Annotated in this window: 26 protein-coding genes; 9 read left to right on the top strand and 17 right to left on the bottom strand. The window is 64.1% G+C overall.

Translation table 11 applies throughout. The features are described 5' to 3' along the window. Nucleotides 1-25 precede the first annotated feature (25 nt). Nucleotides 26-1,921: an ATP-binding protein gene (locus KIP88_RS28885; RefSeq protein WP_214491568.1), complete on the top strand. Its 1,896-nt coding sequence runs from the start codon at nucleotides 26-28 to the stop codon at nucleotides 1,919-1,921. 18 nt (nucleotides 1,922-1,939) lie between these two features. Here the strand turns inward: KIP88_RS28885 and KIP88_RS28890 are convergent, their stop codons facing one another. Continuing rightward, nucleotides 1,940-2,230, bottom strand: coding sequence for a hypothetical protein (locus KIP88_RS28890; RefSeq protein ID WP_214491496.1), 291 nt, complete (start codon nucleotides 2,228-2,230; stop codon nucleotides 1,940-1,942). A 241-nt stretch (nucleotides 2,231-2,471) separates the two neighbouring features. On the opposite strand from KIP88_RS28890, the gene KIP88_RS28895 reads away from it, so the two are divergent. Further along, complete coding sequence (locus tag KIP88_RS28895) at nucleotides 2,472-2,708, top strand: cysteine rich repeat-containing protein (protein ID WP_249791086.1); 237 nt, start codon at nucleotides 2,472-2,474, stop codon at nucleotides 2,706-2,708. 146 nt (nucleotides 2,709-2,854) lie between these two features. Here KIP88_RS28895 and KIP88_RS28900 read toward each other — a convergent pair whose 3' ends face one another. The 3 genes from KIP88_RS28900 to KIP88_RS28910 form a co-directional block, all read right to left on the bottom strand. Further along, a complete protein-coding gene (locus KIP88_RS28900) occupies nucleotides 2,855-3,556 on the bottom strand; it encodes a hypothetical protein (RefSeq protein WP_214491497.1) in 702 nt (233 codons plus the stop codon). Between the two features lie 108 nt (nucleotides 3,557-3,664). Further along, the gene (locus KIP88_RS28905) at nucleotides 3,665-4,354 is read right to left on the bottom strand and encodes a hypothetical protein (RefSeq protein WP_214491498.1); all 690 of its coding nucleotides are present in this window, start codon (nucleotides 4,352-4,354) and stop codon (nucleotides 3,665-3,667) included. A gap of 129 nt (nucleotides 4,355-4,483) precedes the next feature. Then, nucleotides 4,484-4,738, bottom strand: a complete 255-nt coding sequence (locus tag KIP88_RS28910) for a hypothetical protein (RefSeq protein ID WP_214491499.1) — start codon at nucleotides 4,736-4,738, stop codon at nucleotides 4,484-4,486. A 150-nt stretch (nucleotides 4,739-4,888) separates the two neighbouring features. On the opposite strand from KIP88_RS28910, the gene KIP88_RS28915 reads away from it, so the two are divergent. Further along, entirely contained in the window at nucleotides 4,889-5,542 is a 654-nt protein-coding gene (locus KIP88_RS28915) for a hypothetical protein (protein ID WP_214491500.1), read from the top strand. Nucleotides 5,543-5,549: 7 nt separating this feature from the next. Here KIP88_RS28915 and KIP88_RS28920 read toward each other — a convergent pair whose 3' ends face one another. The 3 genes from KIP88_RS28920 to KIP88_RS28930 are packed head-to-tail and all read right to left on the bottom strand — an operon-like array spanning nucleotide 5,550 to nucleotide 7,097. Beyond that, entirely contained in the window at nucleotides 5,550-5,846 is a 297-nt protein-coding gene (locus KIP88_RS28920; RefSeq protein ID WP_214491501.1) for a helix-turn-helix transcriptional regulator, read from the bottom strand. Next, nucleotides 5,843-6,157: a type II toxin-antitoxin system RelE/ParE family toxin gene (locus tag KIP88_RS28925; RefSeq protein WP_249791087.1), complete on the bottom strand. Its 315-nt coding sequence runs from the start codon at nucleotides 6,155-6,157 to the stop codon at nucleotides 5,843-5,845. Before KIP88_RS28925 ends, KIP88_RS28920 begins: the two co-directional genes overlap by 4 nt. Nucleotides 6,158-6,179: 22 nt before the next feature. Then, on the bottom strand, nucleotides 6,180-7,097 hold the full coding sequence (locus KIP88_RS28930) for a DMT family transporter (protein WP_214491502.1): 918 nt from the start codon (nucleotides 7,095-7,097) through the stop codon (nucleotides 6,180-6,182). 95 nt (nucleotides 7,098-7,192) lie between these two features. Here KIP88_RS28930 and KIP88_RS28935 point away from each other — a divergent pair, with 95 nt between their 5' ends. After that, on the top strand, nucleotides 7,193-8,635 hold the full coding sequence (locus KIP88_RS28935; RefSeq protein ID WP_214491503.1) for a PLP-dependent aminotransferase family protein: 1,443 nt from the start codon (nucleotides 7,193-7,195) through the stop codon (nucleotides 8,633-8,635). A gap of 21 nt (nucleotides 8,636-8,656) precedes the next feature. Here KIP88_RS28935 and KIP88_RS28940 read toward each other — a convergent pair whose 3' ends face one another. Next, nucleotides 8,657-10,999 carry a mechanosensitive ion channel domain-containing protein gene (locus KIP88_RS28940; protein ID WP_214491504.1) on the bottom strand — a complete coding sequence of 781 codons (2,343 nt, stop codon included), beginning with the start codon at nucleotides 10,997-10,999 and terminating at the stop codon, nucleotides 8,657-8,659. Between KIP88_RS28940 and KIP88_RS28945 the strand changes: the two genes are divergently transcribed. Then, nucleotides 10,989-11,246 carry a hypothetical protein gene (locus tag KIP88_RS28945; RefSeq protein WP_214491505.1) on the top strand — a complete coding sequence of 86 codons (258 nt, stop codon included), beginning with the start codon at nucleotides 10,989-10,991 and terminating at the stop codon, nucleotides 11,244-11,246. The two genes, KIP88_RS28940 and KIP88_RS28945, sit on opposite strands and share 11 nt — an antisense overlap. On the opposite strand, the gene KIP88_RS28950 is transcribed toward KIP88_RS28945, so the two are convergent. Beyond that, nucleotides 11,233-12,222, bottom strand: coding sequence for a nitronate monooxygenase family protein (locus KIP88_RS28950; RefSeq protein ID WP_214491506.1), 990 nt, complete (start codon nucleotides 12,220-12,222; stop codon nucleotides 11,233-11,235). The two genes, KIP88_RS28945 and KIP88_RS28950, sit on opposite strands and share 14 nt — an antisense overlap. An 88-nt stretch (nucleotides 12,223-12,310) precedes the next feature. Between KIP88_RS28950 and KIP88_RS28955 the strand changes: the two genes are divergently transcribed. Continuing rightward, nucleotides 12,311-13,873, top strand: coding sequence for an AMP-binding protein (locus tag KIP88_RS28955; RefSeq protein ID WP_214491507.1), 1,563 nt, complete (start codon nucleotides 12,311-12,313; stop codon nucleotides 13,871-13,873). Nucleotides 13,874-13,883: 10 nt separating this feature from the next. Here the strand turns inward: KIP88_RS28955 and KIP88_RS28960 are convergent, their stop codons facing one another. From KIP88_RS28960 to minC, 6 genes are all read right to left on the bottom strand, one after another. Continuing rightward, a complete protein-coding gene (locus KIP88_RS28960) occupies nucleotides 13,884-15,938 on the bottom strand; it encodes an ATP-binding protein (RefSeq protein WP_214491508.1) in 2,055 nt (684 codons plus the stop codon). Then, nucleotides 15,935-17,428, bottom strand: a complete 1,494-nt coding sequence (locus KIP88_RS28965) for an ATPase domain-containing protein (protein WP_214491509.1) — start codon at nucleotides 17,426-17,428, stop codon at nucleotides 15,935-15,937. Before KIP88_RS28965 ends, KIP88_RS28960 begins: the two co-directional genes overlap by 4 nt. Before the next feature lie 148 nt (nucleotides 17,429-17,576). Continuing rightward, complete coding sequence (locus KIP88_RS28970) at nucleotides 17,577-17,999, bottom strand: GFA family protein (protein WP_214491510.1); 423 nt, start codon at nucleotides 17,997-17,999, stop codon at nucleotides 17,577-17,579. Between the two features lie 112 nt (nucleotides 18,000-18,111). Further along, complete coding sequence (gene minE, locus KIP88_RS28975) at nucleotides 18,112-18,402, bottom strand: cell division topological specificity factor MinE (RefSeq protein ID WP_214491511.1); 291 nt, start codon at nucleotides 18,400-18,402, stop codon at nucleotides 18,112-18,114. Further along, entirely contained in the window at nucleotides 18,399-19,214 is an 816-nt protein-coding gene (minD, locus tag KIP88_RS28980; protein ID WP_214491512.1) for a septum site-determining protein MinD, read from the bottom strand. Before minD ends, minE begins: the two co-directional genes overlap by 4 nt. A 19-nt stretch (nucleotides 19,215-19,233) precedes the next feature. Further along, nucleotides 19,234-19,935, bottom strand: coding sequence for a septum site-determining protein MinC (gene minC / locus KIP88_RS28985; RefSeq protein ID WP_214491513.1), 702 nt, complete (start codon nucleotides 19,933-19,935; stop codon nucleotides 19,234-19,236). Nucleotides 19,936-20,545: 610 nt separating this feature from the next. On the opposite strand from minC, the gene KIP88_RS28990 reads away from it, so the two are divergent. The 3 genes from KIP88_RS28990 (at nucleotide 20,546) to KIP88_RS29000 (ending at nucleotide 24,430) form a co-directional block, all read left to right on the top strand. After that, nucleotides 20,546-21,091 (top strand): hypothetical protein, encoded by a 546-nt coding sequence (locus KIP88_RS28990; protein ID WP_214491514.1) that lies wholly within the window; start codon nucleotides 20,546-20,548, stop codon nucleotides 21,089-21,091. Nucleotides 21,092-21,157: 66 nt separating this feature from the next. Continuing rightward, complete coding sequence (locus KIP88_RS28995) at nucleotides 21,158-22,726, top strand: ABC transporter substrate-binding protein (protein WP_214491515.1); 1,569 nt, start codon at nucleotides 21,158-21,160, stop codon at nucleotides 22,724-22,726. Nucleotides 22,727-22,855: 129 nt separating this feature from the next. Next, nucleotides 22,856-24,430 (top strand): ABC transporter substrate-binding protein, encoded by a 1,575-nt coding sequence (locus KIP88_RS29000; protein ID WP_374226525.1) that lies wholly within the window; start codon nucleotides 22,856-22,858, stop codon nucleotides 24,428-24,430. 48 nt (nucleotides 24,431-24,478) lie between these two features. On the opposite strand, the gene KIP88_RS29005 is transcribed toward KIP88_RS29000, so the two are convergent. Beyond that, nucleotides 24,479-25,252, bottom strand: a complete 774-nt coding sequence (locus tag KIP88_RS29005) for a thioesterase family protein (RefSeq protein ID WP_214491516.1) — start codon at nucleotides 25,250-25,252, stop codon at nucleotides 24,479-24,481. Nucleotides 25,253-25,375: 123 nt separating this feature from the next. Next, nucleotides 25,376-26,113, bottom strand: coding sequence for an SDR family NAD(P)-dependent oxidoreductase (locus tag KIP88_RS29010; protein ID WP_214491517.1), 738 nt, complete (start codon nucleotides 26,111-26,113; stop codon nucleotides 25,376-25,378). Between the last annotated feature and the right edge of the window lie 45 nt (nucleotides 26,114-26,158).

A 26,158-nucleotide genomic window follows, 5' to 3' on the forward strand; every position in this document is an offset into this window, starting at 1 on the left:
CGCCCGCGAACGGCGGCGGCTGCAGATGCCGCGCCTGGTCCAGTACCTTCTGTTGCAGGCGGTGATCGCCGCCGCCTGCGTGCTGGCGCTTCTGCAGTCGCTGCCGAACCCTCCCGCCCAGTATCAGGTCACGGCGTTCAATCTCACCGAGGCCGGGGTCGAGCGCGCGGTGACGCTGCCGTACTTCTCGCCGTTGCGGAATGCGATGAACGATCCACCCCGCTTCACGGGACGATTTGTCCGCCCAGCCGGCGAGGCCGCGCGGGCCTGGTCGGTGTTTCTGCCGCGCTTTACCAACGGCGTCGAGGTCACCGTAAACGATGTCGTGATCCTCGATAGCCGCCGCGATCCGGCCGCCAACCGCCCCGACCGCAACACGCCGGCGATCGCCGTGATCCCCGCGTCGCTGCTGCGCGACGGCGACAACGCGATTGCGATCCGGCTGTTCATCTGGGGTCCTATCACCGGCTTTCTCGATCGCATCTGGGTCGGCCCGGACGAATTGCTGCGCCCGAGCTATGATCAGAGAACGCTGATCTTCGTCACCCTGCCAGTAGTGTTCTCGTCGTGGCAGGCGATCCTCGCGGTCATTCTCGGCATCATGTGGGTGATGCGGCGCCATGAGCCGGCCTATGGCGTGCTCGCAGCGGCGATGGCGGTCGGCGTCGGGCAGGCCTTCCTGCAGACGCCGATGGGGGAGACGCCGTTTTCAAAACTCAATGTGATCCTGATTTCCTCGGCGCCGCTGGAAAGCGCGCTGGTGCTGACATTCGCGCTCTTGTTTTCGGGGTGGAAATGGCAGCGCTACGGCTGGATTCTTTTCATCCCTGGCATCGCGCTGGCGCTGGGCGGCCTGTTCGGAAACCAGGCGCTGTCGCGCACGCTGTTCCTCGTGCTCGCCGTTCCGATGGTCGGCATCTCGCTGGTCATCATGGCTGTCGTCACCGCCCGCTCCGCGCTGAAACGGCAGAATGTCGCGAGCTTCCTGCTCGGCTGCGCGGTCACCATCATGCTGACCTGCTGGATCGCCGACCTGCTCTCGGTGTTTCAGATGACGCCGAACCGCATCTTCACCGCGCGGCTGTCCTATTCGGTGATGCTGGTGGCAATCGGCGCGGGGCTGACCTGGCGGTTCGCCCGCGCGCTGAACCAGGTCGACGGCTTTGCCGGCCGCCTCGTCACCCAGGTGCGCGAGGCGGAGGAGAAGCTGAAGGCCAGCTTCGCCCGCGAGGAGGAACGCGCCCGCGCCGCGGCGCTGGCGCGTGAGCGCACGCGGCTGATGCGCGACCTGCATGACGGGCTCGGCGGCCAGCTCGTCAGCATCGTGGCCTTGAGCGAGCGCGGCAATGCCGGCGCGGGAATCGGCGATGCGGCACGCGCGGCGCTGAAGGATCTGCGCCTCGTCATCGATTCGATGGACGACATCGGCGGCGATCTGATGCTGGCGCTGGGATCATGGCGCGAACGCGCCATGGCGCAGCTGCGTCCGCATGACATCGCGCTCGACTGGCGCGCGGTCACGCCCCAGGGCCTGCCGGTGCATCCCGAACTGCGGCCGTGGCATGTGATTCAGATCGTGCGGCTGCTGGATGAAGCCGTGACCAACGCAGTCAAGCATGCCGACGCGCGGCGTATCACCGTGAGGATCGAGACGCTCGCAGGCGCCGATGGCCTCGACCGCGGCTGCATCACCGTCGAGGACGACGGCAAGGGTTTTGAGATCGCGGCTGATGGTGCGGCGGCAGGCGCGATAAAAGCGGCGCGCGGCTTGCGCAACATGCGAAGCCGCGCGGCGCGCTGTGGCGCGGAGCTGGAACTGAGCTCCTGCGCCCAAGCGACGCCTCAAGGGACTTATCAAGGCACGCGCGTGAGACTGACATTGCCCCACCGCTTTCCCGACAGCGACGGCGCTGCCGGTTGAGGTCTGCCCCGGCTGCCCTCAACGGCGGCCGACGCGGTTGACCGGACCGCCGCGGTTCATGGGTGTGCCAGGACGAACACCGACGCCCGGGGCACCGACGCCGACACGTGCAACGCCGACGACCGGCGTCACCACCGCTGCCCTCACGACCGGCGTCGGCCGCGCCACACAGCCCTTCGGCACGCCGACCGTCTTGCAGTAAACCACCGCGGCCTGAGCCGAGCCCACACCGCCCACCGCGAACGTAGCAAGCGTCGAAACCGCCGCGAGCGTCAGACCAGCGCTCAGCCAACCTGTCTTCTTCAACATCTGTCATCTCTCCCGAATTGGGCGTGCAGCTCTTTGCGATGTGCCGATCGGTCACCGCAGCCGACGCGAGATGTACATGGTCCATCGAGGGGCGCGGCAACATCCCATGAAAATGGTGTGAGTGCGCGCAGGCGTTTGCAGGGCCGATTTCCGACGCCATGAACATGGCATGGACCATGGGCGCAACCTCGACGAGCTTCCGCGCGCTTTCAACCCTCACATTCTCGTCGAAAGGTGACCCATGCTAAAATCCATTCATGTCGCAACCGTTGCGCTGATCTTGTCGCTCGCCGCCGGCTCGCTGGCTCACGCGCAATCCGGACCCACCCCCCAGGAGCAGATGGCCTGCCGTTCGGATGCCGGAAAATTCTGCGCCGAACATGTCGGCAAGCCGCCGCAGATGAACGCCTGCCTGAAGGCGAACAAGGCGAAGCTGTCGGATGGCTGCCGCAAGGTGGTGGAATCGCGCGGCGGCTAACGCCTCATCCGGAAAAATCAGTACCGGTTTTCTCTCGGGCTGAACGACGAAGCGTTTGCCGTAGGTCATACTCAAACAGAAGGAGCGCGATGATTTTCAAAGTCATCACGCTCCAACATGCAGTCGCGATCGGCGGAAGAAATCAATTAATCCTGATCGAACAGCCTGATCCGGGGCATTTCGATTCTGGCCGGCTCGGCGAACATATCCCTTCTCCTGGGCTCGGCGAAGTCTCTTGGCTCTCCTTCTTCCCGGACTCTAACCCGCCGCGGCTCGGTCATTTCCCGGACTCTCTCTTCGACCGCCTCGAGCTCCTGCTCACGAGGCTGCTTCAATCGGCGCTTGTCTGCCCATTGCTGTCGCCGTTCGGCGCGCCGCTTTTCCGCGTCCGCGCGTTTGATGTCGGCATCGCGGGCCCTGGCGAAGGCGTCCCGAGGCGCGGCGCTCCTTTCGTCGGCCTGTTCGGCAGGCTTCGAAGGTTGCGGCTGTGGCTGTACGGGTTGCGCGGCCGCTACGTTGTTGGCGGGCTTCTCTTCGGCGCGGGCAGGATTGGCGGACGGAGCTGCCGCCTCTATTTGCGGCGGCAACTGCTGCTGCGTGTTCGGCTGCTGCTGGGTCTGCTCCTGGGCGGGCGCGGCAACGGGCTTCGTCGTGGCCACATGCGTCACCGGCTCCGTTGGTGCCGTCGAGACGGTTATCGGTTCCGCCGACATCCTGCGTTCCAGCTTGGAGACCGCCTGCGTAGGCGGGCTGGTAATATTCGCAGCCAGATAGCCGCCGCCAAGACCGGCGGTGACCGCCACGATCACGGTTCCCACGCCTGCAAAATAAGCCGTCGATATCCGCATAATTCGGCTCCCTAATCCACGCGGGCAACGCGTGGCATGGGCCGATGTTCCTGCACGGCATTGAGAGGAAACTGGAACCCGCGGCGCAGCGACCGCAGCGCACACCGCTCAGATCATCGCGGCGACTTTTTCCAGGCCGATGATGCGGGCGAGCGAACGGACTTCGTTCTTCTGGTCTTCACGCAACTGGAACAGCAGCGGCATCGCCGCCGATTTCAACTGCTGGACTTCTGCGGATTCGGGATCGATCGGCACGCCCGGAGCATTCGGGTTGGCCTGCCGGCCCGCATGAATCTTGCGGGCGACGGCGCGCAGCGCGGTTTCCACCGGTGGCCAGTAGGACTCCTGCGAAGCAGACAGTTTCAGGCGGTCCTTGATTCCGGCGATCTGGACGTCGCTCAGCAGCGCGTAGTTCTTCTGCGGCTGGGGTTTTGCGACGGCTTTGGGCTTCGGCGGCGGAGCGGCCTGTGCCGCGGCAGGCGCAACTTCCTTCGGCAGCCCGATATCGACAGGAGCGGTAGATGCATAGGCCTGACGCAACGGCTCGCTCAGTGCCGCGGTGGTCTGCGGCGGCTCGTAGGCGGCCAGCGCGTAGCTGACGACGGCAAGCCGGTCCTTCTTGTTTTCCTTGTTCGACACCGGCGCCTGGACGGGAGCGGGTGCCTGGACCGAAGCAACAGAAGCAGAAGCCAGTTGGGACAGCGCCGCAGGTATGCTGTCGCGACCGAGAATGGCGGTGGCGGCGGCGCCGACCACGAGAAAGCAGATCAGCGCAACGATGGTCATCGTTTTGGTCAAAAAGGTCTCCATTCCCGCCGACGTTTGGCCCTTTTGCCGAAAACTGGACGACAATTGAGGCGTTACGATGCCGATCGGAGCCGTAACGCGATCAAAAAGCTGGGGAAATCGGCCCGAAACAGGCCGAAATCAGGCCGCCGCGGCCAATTCGTAGGCCTCCTGGATATCGGCAACGATATCGGACGCCTCCCACAGGGCGTCGGGCTCGACCGCCTGCAGGGTGACGGTCCAGTTGCTCTTGCTCTTGCGGTTGCGAGGCATGCTGACGACCTCGAATTCGATGCCGCGGCACAGCGGGTGCCGATCCAGCGCAAACATTACCCGACGCGTGATCTCCGGGAGGGTTGCCGGGGTTTTGGCAGCCAGATACCGATCGAAATCCATGTCGCGCCCCCTCGATTTGCCGTCCGGCCGGCCGTGGCGGCCGACCATCCTCTGGGGCTATTGTTGGGGCCGATATGGTTAACGGCGCGTTAAGCCTCGCAATGGCACGGGCCGGAACCTTAAGCGAACGGCGGAGCGGAACAGCCCGGTATGGCTGAAGCGATACCCCAGACAACGACGGCCGCGACCGGGTCGTCGGTTCGCGCCGCGCTGGTGGCGGCCATCGCGATTTCAGCCTTCACGCTGTCGGTCGCGACCTTCGAACTGGCGATGGCGGACTGGCCTTCCGGCTTCGTCCTGCTCGTGGTCATGCCGCTGATGGCGCTGATCTTCTGCGGCTGCGCGCTGTGGTCGGCGACGCTCCTGCTCAGAGTCCGAAAAGGCGGACTGAAGTTCGCCCTCCCCTTCCTGATCTGCGCGCTGACGCTCGCCGCGCTGGTCTATGCGCCGCTGCAGCAGATCGCCCTGCAGCAGAATTTCGACTGGCACCGCAAGACTCGCGAGCGGATCGTGGCGCGGATCGAGGCTGGCGAACTCAGCCCCAATGTCAGCTACAACAAAAACCTGATCGCGCTCGGCGACCGCGAGCCCAACGTTTCCGCAGGCGGCAACGACATCGTCGTCGACGAGACGGACGAAGGCACCTACGTGCTGTTCCTGACCTCCCGCGGCCTGAAACACTATTTCACCGGCTTCCTGCGCGTGCCGCCGGGCGGCGATCCCAACAAATTCTTCGAGTTCGAGGACAAGCCGCCGAGCCAACTCGTGCGCTATGACGAGCGCTGGTATTTCGTGGCCAATTAAGGCCCTCTCAAACCAGTTCCATGCGCAGATGGCGCCCAACTGCCTGCGCGGCCCGCGCCAGCGTCCCAAGTGTTACCGACTCGTTTTCGGGATCGAGCAACCGATCGAGTTGGGCGCGGCTTGTCTTCATGCGGATGGCGAGCTGGGTCTTGGAAATTTCCTCACGCCGCATCAGTTCGTCGAGCTGCCGCACCAGCACACGCTTGATCGCCCGCGCAGTTACGTCCTCGTAGATTCCATCCTCCTTCAGGAAATCATCAAAAGACGATCCAATTCTGCCCTTCTTCCCATGCACCTTCTTCATGCGATCTCCTTTTTTCGTTTGATCGCCAGTTCCAGATCACCTGCGGGCGTCTTCTGCGTCTTCTTGATGAAGGCGTGAAGCAATATCATTCTGCCTTCATGTTCACAGAACAGTACGCGGGCGATACGCCCTTGCGTCAATGTGCTGCGAACCTCCCACAACCCGCGACCCAGGGACCGGCAGAGCGGCATACCAATCGGCCACGCGAACTCGACATCCTTGATGTCCTCGCCGACGATCTTGCGATCATCGGCGGACAAGCCCTTCAGCCATTCCCCCAGCGACGTACCATTTTTGGTACGCTTCGGCAAGAAAAATCGAGCCGCCCGTTTATTAGCGCTTTGCCTCGGCTACGCGCAGCGGCCATCCGCCCGCGACGGTGCCGAGCGCGATGCCGCCGATGATCAATGTCATTGCCAGAAACAGCGATGGCTCGAGCGGCTCGTTCAGCATCACGGTTGCGCTGATGATGCCGAGCAGCGGCGTCGCCAGCAGCCACAGCGAGGTGGTGACGGCGGGGAGGCTGCGGTTCACCATCGTCATTGCCCAGTTGGCGAACGCCGTGCAGACGATTCCGCTATAGAGCATCAAAACGGAGAGGCGCCCCGTCCACGCGATATGCGGGGGGCCTTCCGCAAACCACGCGATGATCGCGAGTAGCGCGGCCGCCAGCAGCATCTGCCAGAACACGAGCTGGAAGGGCGTCGAAATCCATCTGTGCGCCCTCACATAAACGATGTTCCCAGCCCAGCAGAACGCCGCGATCAGGATCAGGCCGCTGCCGAACAGCGCCTGACGATCGCTCCAGTTCAACGTCTGCGGATTGAAGATCACCGCAAGGCCGGCAAGGCCGAAGCTGATACCGATCGCGCGCCGGCGCGTGATCTCCTCCGACAGGAACATGGCTGCCCCGATCGCAACCCACAGCGGCGTTGTATAGCCAAGCACGATTGCCCTGCCCGCCGGCACGAACTGAAGCCCCGCAGCGACCAGGGCGGAAAACGCCACCAGATGAAGGATCGAGGTGCAGAACACGACCGGCAGGTCGCCGCGCCGGGGGATGATGAATTGCCCCTGCGCCCACAACATCGGCGCAAGCACGACGGCGGCGATCACGCAGCGCAGTGCCGTTGCCCACAATGGCGGCACGTCCTGCACGATCATCTTCGTCACCGGCCAGTTCGTCCCCCACGCGAGCACGACCGCGGCAAGCAGCACGGCCGCGCTGCGGGTTGAAAGTCCACTGGCCATCTCGAACGCGTCCCGTCATGAGCCGATCTGGATTGCCTAGCCTCCCAACTGGCTCTAATGAAAGTACCAGTCCTGCTAAAATAGTAGAGCCAGTTATGGACGAGCTGTTGCCCGGAATGCTCCATCTGTCGCGCGACGGCGGCGACACGCTGATGCGCCAGCTCACCGACCAGTTGCGGGGCCTGATCACGGACGGACGCCTCGCGCCCGGCCGGCGCCTGCCGTCGAGCCGGCAGCTCGCGCAATCGCTCGACCTGTCGCGCAACACCGTCTCGTTCGCGATCGAGCAATTGGCCGCGGAAGGCTATCTGAGCCTTTCGGCCGGCCGTCGTCCGGTGGTGGCCAAAGGCCTGTCGCTCGACGGCGGCAAACCGCCATTGCCGGGCAACCGTGCCGCGACCGGCCGTTTGAGGCTGTCGTCCTGGGCGCGCGGGGTGCACATTACGAACTGGCCGCCCGTCCATGCCGGGCGTCCGCGGCCGTTCCAGCCCGGGCTGGCGGATGAGCGGGAATTTCCGCATGACCTCTGGAGCCGCCATCTGCGGCGCGCGGCGCGCAACGCGTTGTTGCGGCAGGATCGATCCATCAATCATCCGCCGCTGCAGCAGGCGCTGTTGCAGCATCTGGTGGTTCATCGCGGGATCAAGGCCAAACCGGCCCAGATCCTGATCGTGCCGACCGCCCAGGCCGGCCTGACGCTGGTCGCCAATGCGCTGCTCGAGCGGCGCGATCATGCCTGGATCGAAAGCCCCGGCTATGGCGGCGCCCACGTCGCGTTGCGGGCCGCCGGCGCCGTCGTCTCCGCCATTCCACTCGATGCGCAAGGCATGACGGTCGTCGCACGCAAGCATGCCCCTCGCCTGATCTTCGTCACCCCGTCACACCAGTACCCGACGGGGCGGCTGATGCCGATCGGCCGCCGCCTCGAACTTCTTCGTTATGCCGACGCTGCAGGCGCCTGCATCATCGAGGACGACTATGACGGCGAATTCCACTACGAAGCGCGCCCCGTGGCCGCGTTGCAGGGGCTCGCGCCGTCGCCGCACATTTTCTATCTCGGGACATTCTCGAAATCGACCTATGCGGACATCCGCATCGGCTACCTTGTCGTGCCCGAGGCGCTGATCGATGTCTTCGAAGTCGCGCAGCGCCACATGGGAATGTTGACGTCGATCACGATGCAGGACGCGCTGGCCGAATTCATCGGCGCAGGCGCCTATCTCGGCCACATCAGACGGATGACGCGTCTCTACAAGGGCCGGCGCGACCACATGCTGCAGGCGCTTGCCGCCGAAGCGGGCAACCGGCTGAGCATCGAAGTACCGGCCGGCGGAATGCAATTGCTGGCGCGGTGCAGCGGACCGGCGAACGACCGGCAATTGTCGGCACGGCTGCTCGAAGCAGGCGTCGTCAGCCGGCCGCTAACGGGCATGCTGTATCACAAGGCGGGTGAGCACGGCCTGTTTCTCGGCTTTGCCGCATGGAATGAAAAGGAGATCGATCAGGCCGCGCGCATTCTCGGCCGGATCGTTCGTTAGGACGCGTGGTATCGCGGCGAACTAACCGGCCGCGCGCCGCGGCGTTGCATTGCCGGCCACCTCGGCCGGCGCTGGCGCCGGAACCTGCATCAGAATGGTTTGAGCGGTGGGCGCTATTTCCACGCCGCATTCCTGGAATCGCCGCTTCATGCGGCGGTTGAATTCCCGCTGCACCGGCCAGCGGCCGGCATCGCTGCAGCGAATCTGGCCGACGATCGAAGCCATCGAACCGTCCACCTTGTCGACGCCCCACAGTTCGAGATCGCCGCGCATCAGGTGCTGGAACTCAGGCTCGCGCCGCATCTCGGCGACGATGTCCTTGAGGATCTGACCGGCGCGGTCGGTGTCTTCCTTGTAGGACACGTTGACGCTGACGGCCGCATTGCCGGCGCCTCGGCTCGAATTGGTGATCGTCGTCACCGCGCTGAACGGCACGATATGCACCGAGCCGTCGCCGGAGCGCAGGCGAAGCGTGCGGATCGAGACATTTTCCACCACGCCTGACAGGCCTGACAGCGTGACATTGTCACCGACCTGGACGGTGTTTTCGAGCAGCAGAAACAGCCCGGTGATGAGGTCCTGCACCAGTTTCTGCGAGCCGAAGCCGATGGCGATGCCGACGATGCCGGCGCCGGCGAGCAATGGCGCGACGTTGACGCCGATTTCGCTCAGCGCGGTGAGGCCAACGACGGTGACGATCACGCACAACAGCGCCGTTCGCAGCATCGGCTGAAAGGTGCGCAGCCGTGCCGCACGCGCGTAGTGGCCCTCACGCGACAACGCACTGATCTTGCGATCCAGCAGCGCGTTGCTGATCTCCCAGATCGCCGCCGCGGCCAGCGCGGCGATGCCAACGGTCACCACCGCCGACAGCAACCGGCTGCCGATCTGGCCGCCATAGAACCAGACGATGGCGTCAACGCCCCAGACCTCCAGCAGCGCAACGAAGCCGATGAACGCAATCACGGCCGAGACGATGTTCCGCAACAGCGGCAGATAGCGGTTGGCGCGGGTCTCCAGGCCGGGGAAGCGGCGCAAGAGATCCGGGCTGATGCGAAAGCCGCGATCGATCAGGCTCAACACCAGAATGGTCGCGAGACGCACGATCAGAACGACCGCGATGGTGCCGACGAAATACTGCAGCAGCAGCGCGTAGCCGTTGCGGATATTCAGCGCCCACACCGCCCACAAGGCGAGGTCGAGCGCGATCGCCAGATAATGCCAGAGGCCGGCGACGCGATTGCGCACCCTGGCCGCGAAGCCGTCGCGGCCGGCCGGCGCGCGAATGGCGTCGGCGACCTGGCGGCGGCACTGCAGGATGACGACGACGACAAAGAGATGCACGACCAGCATCACCATGCGCAGCAACGCAGCGTAGCCGGCGCGGTGCAGGCCCAGCAGCAGCGCGACATTGGCAAAGGCTATCCCAGCAACGGCGACGGTGACGATGCGACGTGCCCATATCTCGATATAGGCCGCGGTCTCCGCGCGAACGCGAAACAGGCCGAACGGGCCGGCCAGCGCCCGCACGACGCAGATCAGCGCGCGCGACAGCGCATAGGCATTGACGACCGCGAGGATCACAAGCCGGGTGGTTGAGAGATCGCCGATCCCGGTGCCCAGCAACATCGTGGCGACTCCGATGAAGACAAGAACCGGGAGCAATTCAAGCGCGAGACGTCCCAGCACGAAAGGCAGCCGAACCAGCGACTGCCAGGTGCGCGCCAGGCTGAGGCGCCGCCGCTGCAGCGCGGGCGCCGCAGCAACGTCTGCCGCAGACGATGGCGGATCGGATATCGGCAGCGTCTGCACCGGGGCGCGCGCGGTTTGTGGAAGCCGCGCTTCCAGGAGCGCCACCGGCCGCTTGATGAGGCGGAAAACCAGCCACTCGGCTGCGAAGGCGCAGATGAACACCAGCGCCAGCTTCCAGGCTATATCGAGCAGTTGATGATAGGCGGATGGATCGTTGGCGGTCCGCACGAACCAGTAATAGAACGCCCGGAAATGCGTCAGCGTCCGCACGACGTCGGCGACCTCGCGCGAAATCTCGCCGACCTGCTCGGACACTGAAAGCAGGAGCTGCGCGCCAAGACTGTCCGAAGTGAGCGGGATCGCGGATTTCGATTCAGGCGCGGCGCCTTGCGGCGGCTGTGAGGCATTGGCAATTGCGCGCAGCGTCTCGATCACCTGCGCGCGCTTCTTGTCGTCGGAAAGCGTCTCGAGCGCCCGCTTCGCCTGATCGGGTGAAAGCACGTCAGCTTTATCGGCGGCAGGGGCGGCCGGCGCAGCGTTGGGCTGAGCGAAAGCCGGAACAATAAACAAGGCGCAGGCGAAGAGAATCGAAGGCAGGAGTTTGAGCGACACGAAGACCTCTTTGGAAAAAATGCGCCCGACGGCGAAACCGGGATCGGCCTCGCCCTCGTGCGCGCGTCATGTCGGATTGCCTGTTTTCGCCGTCATCCTGTGTCGGAAGTTTGCCGCGGCGACGGTTTTCTCTTGGCATTTCGCCGTGCATTACAGCATCACAGAAATGCCGCAGCGCTCGATCGCCGGGAACTTTGCAATCGCTGAAAAATGCGGTGGACGAGTGCAGCGCTCTAATCAAGTCTGACGCGCGCGGCGGCCTCGCGAAACTCCGCAAGCGTGCGCGCCACCAGTTCATCGACCGAAAGCAGCTCCGTCACGCCCGAGACGGAATGCCCCGCGCTCCAGATATCCTTCCAGCGTTTTGGGTGGCTCTCGCGGGCACCGATGTCGATGTCCTTGCCGATGTCGATTGCGCCGCGCGGCGGCAAATCATCCGGATCGAGGCCGGCGGCCTCGATCGATGGCCGCAGCATGTTGGTTTGCAGGCCCGTAAACGCCGACGTCAGCAGGACATCGTCGGCGGTGCTCGCAACCAGCAACTCCTTGTATCTGACATCCGCCATGCTCTCGCGCGTGGCGATGAATTTTGTGCCCATGTAGGCGAGGTCGCAGCCGAGCGCCTGCGCGGCGCGAAGTGCGTGGCCGTCGGTGATGCCGCCCGCCAGCACGAGCGGCCCATCGAAGAACGCGCGCACCGCGCGCACGAACACGAAGGGGTTGAGCCAGCCGGTCTGGCCGCCCGCACCGGCCGTCAGCAGCACAAGCCCATCGGCGCCCGCGGCAACGGCACGCTCGGCATGGCGGATCGAGGCGACGTCGGCAAACACCAGCGCGCCGGCATCATGCAGCGGCCCGATCACCGGCGCCGGTGATCCGACCGAGGTGATCGCCATTTCGGGCCGGTACCGCAACAGCACCTGCAGATCCTGCTCCAGCCGCGCATTGGAGCGATGCACGATCAGGTTTGCGCAGATGGGGGCTGCGGGTTTTCCGCTTGCATCCGAATGCGCCTTCAACCTGATGTCGATATCCGTCAGCCATCCGTCCAGTTGTTCGGAACTCCGGCAGTTCACCGTGGGAAACGAACCGATCACGCCGTTGCGGCAGGCGGCTACCACAAGCTCGACACCGGAGACGAGAAACATCGGTGCCGCGATCAACGGCAGGCTGAGGCGGTCGCGAAAGCGAGAGAGAGAGAGAGAATCGGTTGGTTGCGTCATGCTGACTTGAGCCGCATCCTCTTTGTGCTAGCGTTACCAGAAGATTGGCACGAGCGAAGGCCAATTACAAAACAGACGGGAGAATAAGATGAGCAATCCGCTCTACGCGTTTCCGGCGGCATGCGAACAGACCTTGCGGGCGCTGGCGCGGTATCCCGAGCGGACGGCGTTCAGTTGGCCGGGCGGATCGATCACCTATCGCGGCGCGACCGACATGATCGGCCGCATGCAGAGCGTCTTCATGCAACTAGGCTTTGCGCCCGGCACCCGTGTCGCGTTTCTCACCGCCAACCGCGCCGACACCTGGTGCGCCGGCTGCGCCGCGCAATTGTCGCGGTTCGCCATCACCTGGCTGCATCCGCTGGGTTCGCTGGACGACCAGCTGTTTCAGCTGGAAGATTCCGAAGCGCAGATGCTGGTCGTCGACGGCGTCACGTTCCGCGAACGCGGCGGCGAGCTCGCCGCCAGGGCATCAACGCTGAAAGCCATCTTCACACTCGGCCCGGCCGACTACGGCGCCGATCTGCTGCAGGCGATCGAGACGGCAGGCAGCGCCACCGCACGCAACTTTGCCGGGCCTGACGATGTCGCCACGCTCAACTACACCGGCGGCACGACAGGCAAATCCAAGGGCGCGCTACGCCATCACCGTGAGTATGGCAGTTGGTCCAACGCGATCCTGGCCGATTTCGAAATTCCGGATACCCCGAGCTTTCTGGCGGTGGCGCCTATCAGCCACGTCGCCGGGACGAAAGTGTTGCCGACGCTGATGCGCGGCGGCACAGTGCACATGCTGAAGGGTTTTGATCCCGAGGCGGTGTTCAAAACCATCGAGCGCGAGCGCATCAATTTTACGCTGTTGGTGCCGACGATGATCTACGTCCTGCTCGATCATCCTTCCCTCGACAAAACCGACCTCTCCTCGCTCGAACTGTTGCTGTATGGCGCTTCTGCGATGTCGCCGAGCCGGCTCGTCGAAGGCATCGAGCGGATCGGGCCGGTATTCTCGCAGCTTTACGGCCAGACCGAATGCTATCCGGTGTCGGTGCTGCGCAAGGCCGACCACGATCCCAAAACGCCGGAGTTGTTTTTATCTTGCGGATTTCCGATCGCCGCGTGTCAGGTCAAGATTCTCGACAATGACGACCAGGAGGTCGCCACCGGCGAGCCCGGCGAGATCTGCGTGCGCGGCACCCATGTGATGGCCGAATACTGGAAGCGGCCAGACGCCACGGCGGAGACGCTGAAGAACGGCTGGCTGCACACCGGCGATATCGCGCGCACCGACGAGCGCGGCTACATGTTTATTCTCGACCGCAAGAAGGACATGATCGTCTCCGGCGGCTTCAACATCTTTCCGCGCGAAGTCGAAGATGTGTTGTCGCAGCATGCCGACGTCGCGATGGTCGCCGTGGTCGGCGTGCCCGACGACAAATGGGGCGAGGCCGTCACCGCCGTGGTCGTGGCGCGCGAAGGTACAAAGCCGAATGCGGACGAGTTGATCAACCTGGTGAAGGCCAAGAAAGGCTCGGCGCACGCGCCCAAGCACATCAAGTTCGTCACCGAGTTGCCGATGACTGGCGTCGGCAAGGTCGACAAGAAGGTGCTGAAGGCCGGCTTCTGGACAGGCCGCGACCGGATGGTCGGGTAACGCCGACGCCTCACGCCAGCAATTGATCGAGCTGATCGCGCAGCTGGTCCTGATGATAGGGCTTTGCGAGACGCGGAAGGTCGAGCTGCGCCCCTTCCGGCAATTCGGCATAGCCGGTCGCCAGCAGGACCGGCAGCGACGGGCGCACCTCGCGCGACACCGCAGCCAGTTCCAATCCAGTCATCCCGGGCATCATGTGGTCCGTCACCATCAGGTCGAGCGGCTGTTCACTCTTGAGGATGTCCAGCGCATGCTGGCCGGAATTGGCGCCGATCACCTGGTGGCCGAGATCTTCCAGCATTTCCACGGTCGACATCGCGATCAGCGGATCGTCGTCGACAAACAGGATGACGGCTTTGCGCTTGATCTTTTCCACGACAGGCGCCGGACTTTCCGCTTCCGGCGCGACGGTCGCAACCGGTAGCACTAGCGTCGCACAGGTTCCTTTCCCGACGGTGCTCGTCAGTTGCAGCGTGCCGCCCAGTTGGACCGCAAGCCCATGCACCATCGACAATCCCAGTCCGGTACCCTTCCCGACCTGCTTTGTCGAAAAGAACGGTTCGATCGCCCGCTTCAGTATTTCCGGTGACATTCCGCTCCCGGTATCCGCCACCGACAGCCTGAGGTATTTGCCCGGAGCCAGCAACTGATCGCGCGTCGCCTGATATTCCCCCACGGCGATGTCGATCCTGCCACCGTCGGGCATCGCGTCGCGCGCGTTGATGGCGAGGTTGAGGATCGCAAGCTCGAGTTGGTTGGCGTCGATCCGGGCCGGCGGCAAGCCCTGGGGAATATCGAGCCGCAACTCCACACGAGGCCCGAGCGAGCGTGCGAGCAGATCGACCATGCCTTCGATCAGCGCGCGCAGATCGACCGACACCGCACGCAAGTCCTGCTGGCGCGCGAATGCCAGTAAACGCTGGGTCAGCGAGGCGCCGCGCTCCGCGCCCTGGATGGCGCCTTCGACCAGCCGTTGCAGGCGCGGATCGTCCGGCAGGCGCTTGCGCAGCAGATCGAGATTACCCATCACGGCCATCAGCAGATTGTTGAAGTCGTGCGCGACACCGCCGGTAAGCTGACCGATGGTTTCCATTTTCTGAGCTTGGCGCAATTGTTCCTGCGCGCTCTCGCGGGCGGCCACCGCCTTCATCAGATCGGCCGAGCGTTGCTCGACACGCTGTTCGAGCGTCGCGGTCAATTCGGCCAACGCGGTGCGTTCGGCCGCCAGTTGGGCGAGCAAATTCTCTCGCTCGATTTCAGCCGTCTTGCGCGCGGTGATGTCGGAACAAACGCCGATGAGCGACTTGATGCTGCCGTCGGGGCGATACACCGGCCGGCCGCGCACATCGACCCAGTGCAACGAGCCGTCGGGCCAGATATTGCGGAACTCGATGTTATAGTCATATCCTTCCCCGATTGTACGCGTGACGCTTTCATCGCGGCGCGCGCGATCATCGGGATGAACCGCGTTCTCGAGATCCTGGTACGTGAACGGACTTTCCGCATCACGCCCAAACGCTGTCTTACAGGTTGTCGAGGCTTCAAAGAGCAGGTCGGGCAGATGCAGCTCCCACGCGCCAAGTTGCCCAGCCTTGAGTGCGGTCTGCAGCAGATTCCCGCTTTCGGTAAGATCGCGAAGGATTGCGCGCGCCTCGTATTGCCGCCGCCTGCCGCGAATTGCGGAGCCGACGATGCTCACCAGCGTGGTCGGATGAAACGGTCGCTCCAGGAATGTGACGTTGCCGAGCGCCTGCCCGAGCCGCGCAGCATCGGGATTGCGCTCGGGACCGCCGCCCTGATGCGTCAGCAGCACGATCGGAAAATCCGACCATGGCGGTTGATCATTGAGCCAGTTCACCAGGCCACGCAGATCCACGGTCTTGATCGCCTCGTCGGCGATCACGGCGAGGCCCGCGCCGCCCTCGATCTCGCTCAGCAATGCTGCGAGATCGCCGCAGGCTTGCGCATGGTAGCCTGCCTCACGGATCAAGGCGGCGGCGACCGATGCGTCGCGGCCCTGCGGCGCGAGAATGACGGCCCGCTCGGATGACGGACCGGCGATCACGCGAGCGAATCCTTCAGCAGGGGCTTACCCTCGCCGACATAGACCGGAACTCCTTGCAGCACCCCCTGGAATCCAACAAGCGGCCCGCCGACGGTAAGGCCGCGGTTGTCGATGCGATATTCGCGGATTGTTGCTTCGTGCGCGCTTGTACGTTTCTTGATGATCGACATCGCCCGGCGCACGGTACCGACCGCCTCGAAATAGCGCAGCAGGATCACGGTATCCGCAAGATACGTCACGTCGACCGGCGCTTTCATGTCGCCGATCAATCCGTGCTGCGCGACCGTCATGAAAGTCGCCGCCCCCTGGCGATTGAGATATTGCAGCAGTTCATGCATGTGAAGGATCAACGAATTCTCTTCAGGCATCGCTGCCTGATAGCCATTGAGGCTGTCGATCAGCACGGTCTTGACGCTGTTCTCGTCAACCCGCTTGCGGACGCGATGGGCGAATTCGCCGGGCGACAGCTCGGCGGCATCGACCTGCTCGATAAAGAGATTGCCGCTGCGCTGTATGGCTTCGAGGTCGATGCCAAGACCTTTCATGCGATCATACAGGAGGCCCAACTCTTCATCGAAAACGAAGAAGGCTGCCTTCTCGCCCCGCGCGGTCGCAGCAACGAGAAAAATGATGGCGAGGAGAGATTTGCCGGTACCCGCCGGCCCCAGGATCAGCGTGCTCGATCCGGTCTCGACGCCGTTGCCCAGAAGCTGGTCCAGCTCGGCAATGCCGCTCGATAGCGTGTGTCTGGCGTAACCCGTCCGATGCTCCGAGGCCACCAGCCGCGGAAACACGTTCAGCCCGCCGGTGGTGATGGTGACGTCATGGTAACCGCCGCGAAATTTGACGCCACGATATTTGACGACACGCGCGCGACGCCGCTCCGCGCCATACGACGGCGCCAGCTCCTCCAGCCGCAGCACGCCATGCGCCACGCTGTGGATGGTTTTGTCGGCGAGGTCAGAGGACATGTCGTCGAGCAGCAGCACAGTGGCGCCGAAATTTGTGAAATAGTGCTTGATCGCCAGAATCTGCCGCCGGTACCGCAGCGAGCTCTGCGCCAGCAGCCTGATCTCGGAAAGGCTGTCCAGCACTACCCGGCTCGGCTTCGCGCGATCAATGGCCGCGAAAATCTGCTTGGTGGTCTCGCCCAGTTCGAGGTCGGAGGAATAAAGCAGGCTCTGCTGTTGCTCGGAATCGAGCAAGCTCTCCGGCGGCAACAACTCGAACACTTCGATCCCCTCGTCGAGCTTCCAGCCGTGGGAGGCGGCGCCTTGCCGCAATTCGCGCTCGGTTTCGGACAGCGTGATGTAGAGGCATTTCTCGCCAGCCCGCGCTCCCTCCATCAGGAACTGGAGAGCGATCGTGGTCTTTCCAGTCCCGGGCGCCCCCTCGATCAGGAACATGTGCTCCCGCGTGAACCCGCCGGCCAGTATGTCGTCCAGGCCCCAAATTCCACTCTTCGCTTTGTCCGCAATCAACTCGACCAAAACTACCTCCCAAACCAACGGTAAATCCCCACGCTTCAGGCGGTTCCCTTTTGCTGGAACAATTTTCTGGAGCGACGAACTACCGCGCGTCAGCAGGCTGGGAACGGATGGTGAATAGAAGGTCGTGCGGCCCGTTCAATCGGCCGCGTCAGTCCAGCGGGCACGCCATCCAGGCAGCAGGCTTCCCCAACCGTTCGGCTGGGTTTCGAAACACTCCGCACCGGGCGCTGGTTGTACCCACGCTGCGCGCTGCGCGTAAGAAATGCGCGACCGGTACCAGCCACGACGTATCATCGAGCGCGCCGGCACGAAGGCTGATGGTTTCAGGCCGTCCGCCGCGTTCGCCATAGAGGCGTGTGCCGCAGTTGCCGCAGAACCGCGAGATCACTGCCGTGCCGTTTGGCGAGGTGTGATTCCAGCCATTCGGCTCGCCCTTTAGAATTCGAAAATCCGCAAACCTCACCGGCATGTTCAGCGCGAAGGCACTGCCGGTCTGGCGCTGACAATCGGTGCAGTTGCAGGTGTACAGCAGCAACGGAAACGACGCGATCTCGTACGGATCGCGCCGCACTCGCAGCCACCGGTCATCGGGAGCGAAGGTCGCGGCGACTCATGGCCGGGCTCGGACCAGTTTGTCGTCGCATCCTACCCCCAGCAAATCGATTGTCTATCGATGCGCCGCGTCAGCCGGTCATGCGCCTTTCGGCGACCGCCTTCGACTTGTCGAAATTATTGGGCACTTCGATGTCGACCTCGAGCGTCGACACCGTCTTGCCGCGCTCCAGCTTGACCATCACCTTGTCCGGATCGAGCTGTATGTGTTTCGACACCACCGCGAGGATTTCCTCCCGCAGCGTGACGAGCAGGTCGGACTGGCCGAGCAGCCCGCGTTCGTGCTGCAGCAGAATCTGCAGCCGCTCCCGCGCAACCGGGGCCGTCGCTTGGCGGCCGCCAAACAGCCGAAGCAGCCTCATGCAGCCCTCCGTCCCAGCAGCCGGTTCATGAAGCCCCTGCGCTCGGCCGGCACGACCATGGCGACTTCCTCACCCATCAGGCGGCGCGAGGCGTCGACATAGGCGCGGGCCGGTGCGCTCTCGGCATTATTGAGCGTCACCGGCGTGCCGACGTTGGAGGCCTTCAGGACATCCTGGCTCTCAGGGATGATGCCGAGCAAAGGTGTCGCGAGGATTTCCAGGATGTCGTCGATATTGAGCATCTCGCCGCGCGCCGCGCGCGCCGGGTCGTAGCGGGTGATCAGCACATGTTTTTCCACGTGTTCGCCGCGCTCCGCCTTCACCGTCTTGGAATCGAGCATGCCGATGATGCGATCGGAATCGCGCACCGAGGAAACCTCGGGATTGGTGACGATGACGGCTTCGTCGGCATAGCGCATGGCGAGCGTGGCGCCGCGCTCGATGCCGGCAGGGCTGTCGCACAGGATCCAGTCGAACCGGCTCCTGAGTTCGGTGATAACGCGGCCGACGCCCTCGTCGGTCAGCGCATCCTTGTCCCTCGTCTGGGAAGCCGGGAGCAGCCAGAGATTTTCCAACCGCTTGTCGCGGATCAAGGCCTGCGGCAGCTTGGCGACGCCCTGCACCACGTTGATGAGGTCGAACACCACGCGGCGTTCGGCACCCATCACGAGATCGAGGTTGCGCAAGCCGACGTCGAAATCGACCACCACGACGTTTTGCCCGCCCTGGGCAAGCGCGGCGCCGAGCGCCGCGGTAGAGGTGGTCTTTCCAACGCCTCCCTTGCCTGAGGTAACGACCAGGACCTTGGCCATACGTGATCTCCTTAGCCGGTTAATTCAGCGGGGTAATTTTCATGGTGTCGCCCTGCAGCCAGGCTTGCGCCGGGCGGTTGCGGAGCGTTTCGTCGATTTCTTCTGCAGTCTGATAGTAGCCGTCGATGGCGAGCAGCTCGGCCTCGATCTTCTGGCAGTAGATTCGCGCGTTGGAATTGCCGTTGACGCCCGCCATCGCGCGGCCGCGCAGCGTCCCGTAGATGTGAATTGATCCGCCGGCGACGATCTCCGCGCCCGACCCGACCGAGCCGAGCACGGTGACATCGCCTTCCATGAAGACGATCGACTGACCCGAACGCACCGGGCTATCGAGCAATAGCGAGGTCGGCTTCGGCTTGGCTTCGGGCTCGGGCTTCTGCGCCGGCTCGTTTCGCGTGATCACGCAGGCGCGGCCGCCGGTCAGCAAGGGCGGCATGTTCGCCGCAAGGCGATCTTCGTCCACGCCCTCGATGCCGAGGACGCGAATGCTGCGCTCGTTGAGGCTGCCGACGAGATGAGCGATGGCCGAGCTACTGAGGTCGACGGCTGCGAGATCGAGCACGATCGGCTTGCCGACGAAATAGCCCGGCGAGCGCGCCAGCGTAGCGTCGATCTCGGCGAGCCATTCCACGATCGGCACGACAGGGCTGAATACGAACGCGACATAGGAACGGCCGCGCAGCCGGACCAGTTGTCGCGTGGGATCCGCTCGGACGTCCATGTTGTTCGACTCGCCTTTCTTATTGAATGGTTAACAATCGGCCAACTTGGTTAACGAGTAATTAATGCGACGACCCGCGCTGCGCGCAGAAAACGGCGTAAGTGTCGGCGAATCCGGCGTATTTGTGGCCAATTCTTGCTGCTGACCGCCGACAACGCGGGTCAAAGCCTTTGCAAACAGAGGTCTCGTGAGTTGTAGTTAACAGGAGCTCAACTTACTTTTGTCACGTTTCCGACCTAAATTAGTCCTCGCGCGGTTCCAACAAACTTATGTGTGGCTGGGGGATCCATGGGTCTGGCAGCTCATCCCGTCGGGCAGACGGGACATTTGCCGGCAGGGGACTAGGGCAGTGGAAGCCGTGAGGAAGGTGCGGTCGCGAGACAAGATCTCGCAGACAGGTGTCGTCGAACGCAGGGACGACGCCCAACACTTTGATTCAAATCTTGCAACCAATCTTAGCGATGGGTCGAAGGTGCATGTGGATTCCTCCGCGCGCCTGCTCCATGAGCTGGAACTTCTGTCCAATACGTCCGCAGCCGTTTCGCCGCCAACCAATCCGCCGGGTCATCCGCCGAGTGCCAATCCGCCAAGTGTCATGAGGAGTGAGCGTATGAGTAGTGTGAGTGAGCAGGATCATCTCAATCCCCGCGATCCCCTGTACTACGCGCCGCGCTCGCTGCGTGAGCGGTCGGCTACGCGCGGCGCAAGCCTCGAGACGCCGTTTTCTGCGGCGTCGTTCGACACCCAGCTCGAAAGCGCGGTATCCGACGCGCTGCGCCATCCCCTCGATCCCGAGCTCATGCAGGAACCCGGCCTGGAGTCGAAGAAGGCATTGTGGACCGTCGCGGCGCGTTTCGCCGCCGCCATCGGCGTCGCGGCCCTCGTGGCGCTGTTCTTCGTCGTCGCCGTGCCCGGCTCGCGGCAGGGCGACGGTGAGCCGTCGACATTCGCCAACGTCACGCAGTCGATCAAGAACGCGCTGTCTCCATCCGGAGAGGCTGCGCAAAAGCCTGCGATCAACGAGTTCCAGGCCCTTCTCGCCTCCACGCCGCCGAGCGCTCCGGCGGCGTCCGAGCAGGACAGCCAATTGCTCAAGCAGTTCATGCAGTGGCGCGAGAAGCCGGAACCGGCGACCCCACAACGCACCACCCCATAATCCAGACGGAGGGCTGACAATGCCTGAGAACCGTCCTACAGCGCTCTTGTTCTCAAGGAGTTTGCCATGACCTCGCACCGGATCGCCCTGCTAGTCGGGGCCATACTGTTCGGCATCGCGGGCGGCGCGCAAGCCGCCGGCGACATTACGATCGTGCGCGACCTTGCCGGCCGCGTCGGCCCCGTGATCGGCTCGGCACAGGCGTGCCGCGACATTGCGCGTCCCCGCATCCAGACGATCGTCGACAAGTTTTCGCAAGTAATCCGGGAGGCCTCGTCGAACGAGGCCGAGCGTTCCGATCTCACGCAGGTTTTCGATCGCACCGTGGCCGAAGGACGCACGGCTGTGTCCTCGGGCAGGATCGATTGCATCCGGGCCGACCGTCAGCTTGCCGATCTCGAACGCTCGATCTCCGGACCGAGCCTCTCCAGCGTCATCGGCCCGTCGCCCGCTGCCGCGGCGACCGCCGCGAATGCAGCGACCGCGCCGACCGCCCCGGTCCCGACCGGCCCGCTGCCGCGCGGCATCGGCGAAAAGGAAATCCGCTTCGGTATCGCAGCCCCCTTCTCCGGCTCGGCCCGCGAGCTGGGACGCCAGATGAAACTCGGAATCGAAACCGCCTTCAACCGGATCAACGATTCCGGCGGCGTGGACGGCCGGATGCTGAAATTGTTCGCCGCCGACGACGGCTACGAACCCTCGCGCACCGGCGAGGCCATGAAGCAGCTCTATGAAAAGGACCAGGTGTTCGGCATCGTCGGCAATGTCGGCACCCCGACCGCGGCGGTGGCAATCCCCTATTCGCTCGAACGCCGGATGCTATTCTTCGGAGCCTTCACCGGCTCCAACATCCTGCGCAACGATCCGCCGGATCGCTACGTCTTCAACTATCGCGCCAGCTATGTTCAGGAAACCGACGCGGTCGTTCGTTACCTCGTCAAGATACGCCGGCTGCAGCCGCGCCAGATCGCGGTCTTTGCGCAGCAGGATTCGTACGGCGATTCCGGATTTGCGGGCGTCGCAAAAGCGTTCCGCACGATGGGCGTGAACGACGGCGCGATCCTTCGGCTCAACTATGCGCGAAACACCGTCGATGTGGACGATGCGATCAATCAGTTGAAGCTCGCGAAGCCGCCGATCAAGGCGGTGGTCATGGTTGCGACCTACCGGGCCGCGGCAAGGTTCATCGAGAAGACGCGCGACCTCTATCCCGGGATGATCTACTCCAACGTTTCGTTCGTCGGCTCCACCGCGCTTGCCGAAGAACTGAAGCTGTTGGGACCGCGCTACACCAACGGCGTGATCGTGACGCAGGTGGTGCCGGCGGTGTCGGGCTATTCATCCGCCGTGCTCGAATACAAGAACGCGCTCGCCAAATATTTCCCGGGCGAAGCGCCCGACTACGTGTCGCTCGAGGGCTATGTCGCCGCCAACGTCCTGATCCAGGGCATCAAGCGGGCCGGACCGCAGCTCGATACCGAGAAGCTGATCGACACGCTGGAAAACATGCGCAATCTCGACCTCGGTCTCGGGACCCAGCTGAGCTTCGGCCGCTCCGAGCACCAGGCCTCGAACAAGGTGTGGGGCACGGCGCTCGATGAAAGCGGACGCTATCAGCCGCTCGAGCTCGAATGATCAGAACGCTACCGGTGCAGCCGCGTCGTCAGGGCAATTTTTGCGCCCTCGACGTGGCTCGCCGGCATTCCAGAAAGATTCGATCCAAGAAAATTCAACCCAAGAAATTTCAACCTCAAGAGTTGTGTAGTGCGTATTTTAGTGAAGCTGCGTTGGACTTCGTTTTTACTTAGTGCCTTTTTCATAACAACCGCCGAAGCGGCTCCCGGCGACAAGATCGAGCTCGTACGCGACCTTGCGGGCCGCGTCGGGCCGGTGATCGGTTCGGCGCTGGCCTGCTCCGATATCACACGGCCTCGAATCCAGTCCGTGATCGAGAAGTTTGCGGCGGTGATCCGGGATGCTGCCGCCAACGAGGCCCAGCGCTCCGACCTCGCGCAATTGTTCGATCGCAGCGTCGCGGACGGCCGCAACGCCGTGGCGTTGGGAAAGATGGATTGCAGGGTTGCTGAACGCCGTCTGGCGGATCTCGAACAGTCGCTCAGCCCGTCCGGCCAGGCTCCGGCCGCAGCCGCAGCCCCCGCCGCACCGGCTTTTGCTGCGGCGCCGGCGCCTGCGGTCAGCTTCGGAAATCCGGTCACTGCGGTTCGCGGCGTATCCGACAATGAAATCCGGTTCGGCATCACGGCAGCCTTCACCGGCCCCGTGAAAGAGCGTGGTCGCCAGATGAAGCTCGGCATCGAAACCGCCTTCAACCGGGTGAACGACGCCGGAGGCATCGGGGGACGGATGCTGCGGATCATCGCCGCCGACGACGGCAATGAGCCGGCGCGCACGCTGCAGGCCGTGCGACAGCTCTACGAGAAGGACCAGATCTTCGGCATCATCGGCAGCATCGGCACCGCAACTGCAGCGGTCGCGGTTCCTTACGCGCTCGAGCGGCGGATGCTGTTCTTCGGGGCCTACACCGGCGGCAACGTCGTGCGCCGCGATCCGCCCGATCGCTATGTCTTCAACTACCGTCCGAGCTATGCCGAGGAGGCCGACGCCGCGGTGCGCTATCTCGTGAAGATGCGCCGCATCCCGGTCCGGCAGATCGCCGTGTTCGCCCAGCAGGACGATCTCGGCGATGCCGGGTTTGCCGGCGTCGCCAAGGCGTATCGCGCGCTCGGCATCAACGACAGCGCCATCCTGCGGCTCAACTACCCGCGCAACACCATCGAGGTCGACGAGGCCGTCAACCTGTTGCGGCTGCAAAAGGTGCCGGTCAGGGCGATCATCATGTCGGCCTCCTATCGGGCCGCCGCCAAATTCATCGAGAAGACGCGCAACCTGTATCCCGAGATGATCTTCACCAGTATCTCGGGCGTCGGCGGCTCGTCACTCGCCGAAGAGCTGAAGCTGTTGGGACCGCGCTACACGACAGGCGTCCTCGTGACGCAGGTCGTGCCGGCGGTCTCCGGCCATTCGAGTGCGGTGCTCGAATACAAAAATGCACTCGCCAAGTATTTTCCCGGCGAGGCGCCGGATTACGCCTCGCTGGAAGGTTTCGTGGCGGCAAGCATCCTGATCGATGGGCTGAAGCGCACCGGCGCGCAGCTCGATACCGAAAAGCTGGTCGACGCGCTGGAGGCTACCCGCAACCTCGATCTCGGACTCGGCGTGCAGCTCAACTTCGCCCGTTCCGATCACCAGGCTTCGCACAAGATCTGGGGCACGGCGCTCGATGAAACCGGGCGCTTCCAGCCGGTCGATCTCGAATGATCAGGCAGCCGCGATGTCAGTGTCGCGGCCTCATCGCGCGGTCTGCGCTCAGCGCTTCTCGATGACAAGGCTCTGGATGGCGCGGCCGAAATAGCCGCGCTCATCGGCGAGCCGCGCCATGGCGAGCCCCGCGCCGTCGGGACCGATCCAGGATTCGGCATCGAGCAGGATCCAGTCGCCGGCCGGCTCGCGCGAAAAATTCACGGTGAGATCGGCGTTGAGAAACGTCCATTCGTGAAAGTCCAGCACGGCCGAGGTGCCGTTGCAGAAGTCCGCCGCCGCCATCGCCCGCATCGCCTGCGAGACCGGTGCGCCTTCCACGATCGGCCGGTCGACGCGATACCAGATCGCGCCGGGTCCCGGCACGCCGAAGTGGCCGCGGGCGGCGCGCAGCGACATGCCGGTGACGAAAGGGCTCGAGGAGAAATCAACGTGCTCGACGCGCGATTGGTCCGGCCCTGGTAGCTGGACCGGCTCGATAGCAGCCTCCGGCGGCAGTTCGTCGGCCTGCACCTTGATCTTCAGCACAGTCGCGCTGACCACGACGACGCCTTTGGCGAGCAGCCTCACGGCGCAGAGCTGGATCTTGCGCCCCGCGCGCAACACCTCACTCTCGATCGTCAGCGGCGCCACCGGCACGGGGCGCATCAGGTCGACGGTCACGCGCGCGACCCGCATCGCCACCGGCGTCGGAATCCGCTCCGCCGCCCACACGACCAGCGCCGCCGGCGGCGAGCCGTGTTGCATGCTCGGGTCCCAGGGCCCCGCGGCAAAGGGGCTGGTGACGACGTCGTTGCCGTCAACGCGAAAGATGGCATCCATTGATGAGAGGTCCTGTCGATCAAAGGGAACAGCTTCTTGCCTGCTCCGGCGGAGCGAGTCGAGGCCGCGGCGGGCAGATCGCCGTACGCATTTTGCGGGAGACGGAGAGCAGGACAGCGTGCGTCAAATGAAGGCCATGCCGCCATTGAGGACGATGGTTTGTCCGGTCATGTAGCCGTTGCCGAGCACCATCGCGACGGCTTGCGCCACTTCGTCGGCCTGGCCCATGCGGCCGAGCGGGATGTTGCGCGCCAGATCAGTCCGGCCGCCCATCATGTCAGTCTCGATCAGTGACGGCGCCACCGCGTTGACGGTGATGCCTTCCTTGACGAGACGCGCCGCGTAACCGCGCGTCAGTCCTTCCATGCCCGCTTTGGAGGCGTTGTAATGCACGCCGATGGCCCCGGCGCCGCGTGCGGCGCCCGAGGAGATATTGACGATCCGGCCCCATTGGCGCGCCCGCATCATGGGCAGCACGGCCTGCGTGCACAGGAACGCCGATTTCAGGTTCACCGCGATGGTGCGATCGAAATCGGCCTCGGTCAGATCATCGACGCCGCGCACGATCGCCACGCCGGCATTGTTGACGAGAATGTCGATCGGGCCGAGCGCGGAAGCGACCTGTTCGACCAGGCCGGCAACGGCAGCGGCCTGCGAGACGTCGGCCGCGACCGCGATGGCGCGGCCGCCGCCAGCTTTGATCTTCGCGACGATCGCCTCTGCGGCTTCCGCCCGCTCGCGATAATTCACCGCGACCGCGGCGCCCAATTCCGCGAGCGACAGCGCAACCGCCGCGCCGATGCCGCGGGATGCGCCGGTCACCAGCGCGACATGCGCGCTCAGATCCTGTCCGGCCGCCATCGATCCTCCGTCGCATTTCACGACGGCGCGCGCCCCGCAACACGC

Origin of the sequence: Bradyrhizobium sp. SRL28, assembly GCF_018596315.1 — a bacterium.
Lineage (GTDB): Bacteria > Pseudomonadota > Alphaproteobacteria > Rhizobiales > Xanthobacteraceae > Bradyrhizobium.